Raw genomic sequence first — 5356 nt, 5'->3', positions numbered from 1 at the left:
TCGGTAACGGGTGTTCGGCGGTGTCCTACTCTCCCACACCCTGTCGAGTGCAGTACCATCGGCGCAGACAGGCTTAGCTTCCGGGTTCGGAATGGGACCGGGCGTTTCCCTGTCGCTGTGACCGCCGTAACTCTGTGAAACTGTCGACACCCCACCCTTCGCTCCTCCCCGGATTCCGGGATGGGGACAGGGGTGTGTTGTTTCAGATACCGCACAGTGGACGCGTAGCTTCTTCGGTGTAAGTCCTCGGCCTATTAGTACCGGTCACCTCCATGCGTTACCGCACTTCCAGTTCCGGCCTATCAACCCGGTGGTCTGCCGGGGGCCTTACCCCCTCGAGGGGGTGAGAAACCTCATCTTGGAACAGGCTTCCCGCTTAGATGCTTTCAGCGGTTATCCCTTCCGAACGTAGCCAACCAGCAGTGCCCCTGGCGGGACAACTGGCACACCAGAGGTTCGTCCGTCCCGGTCCTCTCGTACTAGGGACAGCCTTCCTCAAGTTTCTTACGCGCGCGGCGGATAGAGACCGAACTGTCTCACGACGTTCTAAACCCAGCTCGCGTGCCGCTTTAATGGGCGAACAGCCCAACCCTTGGGACCTACTCCAGCCCCAGGATGCGACGAGCCGACATCGAGGTGCCAAACCATCCCGTCGATATGGACTCTTGGGGAAGATCAGCCTGTTATCCCCGGGGTACCTTTTATCCGTTGAGCGACACCGCTTCCACATGCCGGTGCCGGATCACTAGTCCCGACTTTCGTCCCTGCTCGACCTGTCGGTCTCACAGTCAAGCTCCCTTGTGCACTTGCACTCGACACCTGATTGCCAACCAGGCTGAGGGAACCTTTGGGCGCCTCCGTTACATTTTGGGAGGCAACCGCCCCAGTTAAACTACCCACCAGGCACTGTCCCTGAACCAGATCATGGTCCGAGGTTAGATATCCAATACGATCAGAGTGGTATTTCAACAACGACTCCACCCACACTGGCGTGCGGGCTTCACAGTCTCCCACCTATCCTACACAAACCGAACCGAACACCAATACCAAGCTATAGTGAAGGTCCCGGGGTCTTTTCGTCCTGCCGCGCGTAACGAGCATCTTTACTCGTAATGCAATTTCGCCGAGTCTGTGGTTGAGACAGCAGAGAAGTCGTTACGCCATTCGTGCAGGTCGGAACTTACCCGACAAGGAATTTCGCTACCTTAGGATGGTTATAGTTACCACCGCCGTTTACTGGGGCTTAAATTCTCAGCTTCGCCACCGAAGTGACTAACCGGTCCTCTTAACCTTCCAGCACCGGGCAGGCGTCAGTCCGTATACATCGTCTTACGACTTCGCACGGACCTGTGTTTTTAGTAAACAGTCGCTTCTCTCTGGTCTCTGCGACCACCCCCGGCTCGGGAAGTAAATTCCGTCACCGGAGTTGGTCCCCCTTCTCCCGAAGTTACGGGGGCATTTTGCCGAGTTCCTTAACCACAGTTCTCTCGATCGCCTTGGTATTCTCTACCTGACCACCTGTGTCGGTTTGGGGTACGGGCCGTGTGAAAGCTCGCTAGAGGCTTTTCTCGGCAGCATAGGATCATGGAATTCCCCTCAACGGGTACGCATCACCTCTCAGGCTTGTGCGACACGGATTTGCCTATGTCACGCCCTACAGGCTTACACCAGTATTACCACTGACTGGCCCCACTACCTTCCTGCGTCACCCCATCGCTTGACTACTACCACCGAAGGTCCCGTGCAGCCGATCCCCCCTCTCCCGAAGGAGACAAGGAATCTTTTGGACGGTTAGTACCGATGATTCGCCAGGGGCGCGTTCACACGGGTACGGGAATATCAACCCGTTGTCCATCGACTACGCCTGTCGGCCTCGCCTTAGGTCCCGACTCACCCTGGGCGGATTAACCTGGCCCAGGAACCCTTGGTCATTCGGCGGACGAGTTTCTCACTCGTCTTTCGCTACTCATGCCTGCATTCTCACTCGCGCAGCCTCCACAACTGGGTCACCCCGCTGCTTCCCTGGCTGCACGACGCTCCCCTACCCACCCACACCACTGCCGGAGAATTCGTAAACCCTCCGAGGTGTTGTGTGAGTGCCGCGGCTTCGGCGGTGTACTTGAGCCCCGCTACATTGTCGGCGCAGAACCACTTGACCAGTGAGCTATTACGCACTCTTTCAAGGGTGGCTGCTTCTAAGCCAACCTCCTGGTTGTCTCAGCGATCCCACATCCTTTTCCACTTAGTACACGCTTAGGGGCCTTAGCCGGCGATCTGGGCTGTTTCCCTCTCGACTACGAAGCTTATCCCCCGCAGTCTCACTGCCGCGCTCTCACTCACCGGCATTCGGAGTTTGGCTGATTTCGGTAAGCTTGTGGGCCCCCTAGACCATCCAGTAGCTCTACCTCCGGTGAGAAACACGCGACGCTGCACCTAAATGCATTTCGGGGAGAACCAGCTATCACGGAGTTTGATTGGCCTTTCACCCCTACCCACAACTCATCCCCTCAGTTTTCAACCTAAGTGGGTTCGGGCCTCCACGACGTCTTACCGTCGCTTCACCCTGGCCATGGGTAGATCACTCCGCTTCGGGTCTAGAACATGCCACTACAGGTCGCCCTATTCGGACTCGCTTTCGCTACGGCTACCCCACACGGGTTAACCTCGCGACATGCCACTAACTCGCAGGCTCATTCTTCAAAAGGCACGCCATCACCCCCAGCAGACCAAACTGCTCGACGGCTTTGACGGATTGTAAGCGCACGGTTTCAGGTACTATTTCACTCCCCTCCCGGGGTACTTTTCATCTTTCCCTCACGGTACTAGTCCGCTATCGGTCACCAGGGAGTATTCAGGCTTATCGGGTGGTCCCGACAGATTCACACCAGATTTCACGGGCCCGGTGCTACTTGGGTATTCACATCAACAGTCACCATGTTTTCGTCTACGGGACTCTCACCCACTACGGCAGGCCGTTCCAGACCATTTCGACTAACACGATGATTTCTTACTGTTGGCCGACTCGACAGCGCCGACACAATGAACCCCACAACCCCACGAGTGCAACGCCTGCCGGCTCTCACACACCCATGGTTTAGCCTCTTCCGCTTTCGCTCGCCACTACTCACGGAATCACATGTTGTTTTCTCTTCCTGTGGGTACTGAGATGTTTCACTTCCCCACGTTCCCTCCACACACCCTATATATTCAGATGCGGGTAACACGACATCACTCGTGCTGGGTTTCCCCATTCGGACATCCTCGGATCACAGCTCGGTTGACAGCTCCCCGAGGCTTATCGCAGCCTCCTACGTCCTTCATCGGCTCCTGGTGCCAAGACATCCACCGTACGCTCATAAACACTTACAACAAAGATGCTCGCGTCCACTGTGCAGTTCTCAAACAACACACAACAACCCCTACCGACGCCGGCCTTCCAGCCAACCGTTTTCGCGGATCATCGTCGCTGAGCAAACACGCACGCGTGTTCTCTCAGGACCCAACAGTGCACCGATATAACTTTCCTCCCCCCGGCACTGAGGCCGGCGGTAATGAAGAAAATGCGTGTCAGCGTTCCACCCATGAGCTCCTGTCGTTCCACGTGTGGGAACGAAACAGGCTCTGCCGGCTCCCCCGACACCAGCGTGTCGGTCCGAACCGGAGAAGTGCTCCTTAGAAAGGAGGTGATCCAGCCGCACCTTCCGGTACGGCTACCTTGTTACGACTTCGTCCCAATCGCCGATCCCACCTTCGACGGCTCCCTCCCACAAGGGGTTAGGCCACCGGCTTCGGGTGTTACCGACTTTCATGACGTGACGGGCGGTGTGTACAAGGCCCGGGAACGTATTCACCGCAGCGTTGCTGATCTGCGATTACTAGCGACTCCGACTTCACGGGGTCGAGTTGCAGACCCCGATCCGAACTGAGACCGGCTTTAAGGGATTCGCTCCACCTCACGGTATCGCAGCCCTCTGTACCAGCCATTGTAGCATGTGTGAAGCCCTGGACATAAGGGGCATGATGACTTGACGTCGTCCCCACCTTCCTCCGAGTTGACCCCGGCAGTCTCCTGCGAGTCCCCAACATCACTTGCTGGCAACACAGGACAAGGGTTGCGCTCGTTGCGGGACTTAACCCAACATCTCACGACACGAGCTGACGACAGCCATGCACCACCTGTATACCGGCCACAAGGGACACCGCATCTCTGCGGTCGTCCGGTATATGTCAAACCCAGGTAAGGTTCTTCGCGTTGCATCGAATTAATCCACATGCTCCGCCGCTTGTGCGGGCCCCCGTCAATTCCTTTGAGTTTTAGCCTTGCGGCCGTACTCCCCAGGCGGGGCGCTTAATGCGTTAGCTACGGCACGGATCCCGTGGAAGGAAACCCACACCTAGCGCCCACCGTTTACGGCGTGGACTACCAGGGTATCTAATCCTGTTCGCTACCCACGCTTTCGCTCCTCAGCGTCAGTTACTGCCCAGAGACCCGCCTTCGCCACCGGTGTTCCTCCTGATATCTGCGCATTTCACCGCTACACCAGGAATTCCAGTCTCCCCTGCAGTACTCAAGTCTGCCCGTATCGCCTGCAAGCCCGCAGTTGAGCTGCGGGATTTCACAGACGACGCGACAAACCGCCTACGAGCTCTTTACGCCCAGTAATTCCGGACAACGCTCGCACCCTACGTATTACCGCGGCTGCTGGCACGTAGTTGGCCGGTGCTTCTTCTCCAGGTACCGTCACTTGCGCTTCGTCCCTGGTGAAAGAGGTTTACAACCCGAAGGCCGTCATCCCTCACGCGGCGTCGCTGCATCAGGCTTGCGCCCATTGTGCAATATTCCCCACTGCTGCCTCCCGTAGGAGTCTGGGCCGTGTCTCAGTCCCAGTGTGGCCGGTCGCCCTCTCAGGCCGGCTACCCGTCGTCGCCTTGGTAGGCCATTACCCCACCAACAAGCTGATAGGCCGCGGGCTCATCCTGCACCGAAAAACTTTCAACCCCAGGACATGCATCCCGAGGTCATATCCGGTATTAGACCCGGTTTCCCAGGCTTATCCCGAAGTGCAGGGCAGATCACCCACGTGTTACTCACCCGTTCGCCACTAATCCACCCAGCAAGCTGGGCATCATCGTTCGACTTGCATGTGTTAAGCACGCCGCCAGCGTTCGTCCTGAGCCAGGATCAAACTCTCCGTAAAAGACTCTCGATCGCCCCGAAGAGCAAATCAGTCATAGACAAAAGAGCCGAATCACTAGCAAAAAAACTCAAACTAGCAAAAAAACACTGGCCACCACCGACGGAAGAAGGCGATGACCAGCACACAACCATCGAAAAAATCGACGGTCGCACCAAAAA

General features: G+C 57.0%; 3 rRNA genes. All 3 read right to left on the bottom strand.

The window, feature by feature from the left end:
- Positions 1-12: 12 nt before the first annotated feature.
- Positions 13-129: ribosomal RNA gene (gene rrf / locus Q8814_RS24135) — 5S ribosomal RNA — on the bottom strand.
- Positions 130-234: 105 nt separating this feature from the next.
- Positions 235-3369 (bottom strand): 23S ribosomal RNA (locus Q8814_RS24130).
- Between the two features lie 307 nt (positions 3370-3676).
- A 16S ribosomal RNA gene (locus Q8814_RS24125) occupies positions 3677-5198 on the bottom strand.
- Together the 16S, 23S and 5S rRNA genes form the textbook arrangement of a ribosomal RNA operon.
- Positions 5199-5356: the final 158 nt, after the last annotated feature.

Source organism: Rhodococcus chondri, from assembly GCF_036327435.1.
Classification (GTDB): Bacteria; Actinomycetota; Actinomycetes; order Mycobacteriales; family Mycobacteriaceae; genus Rhodococcus; species Rhodococcus chondri.
Note: the sequence above shows the minus strand (reverse complement) of the source record. Positions and strands in the feature narration are given on the sequence as shown.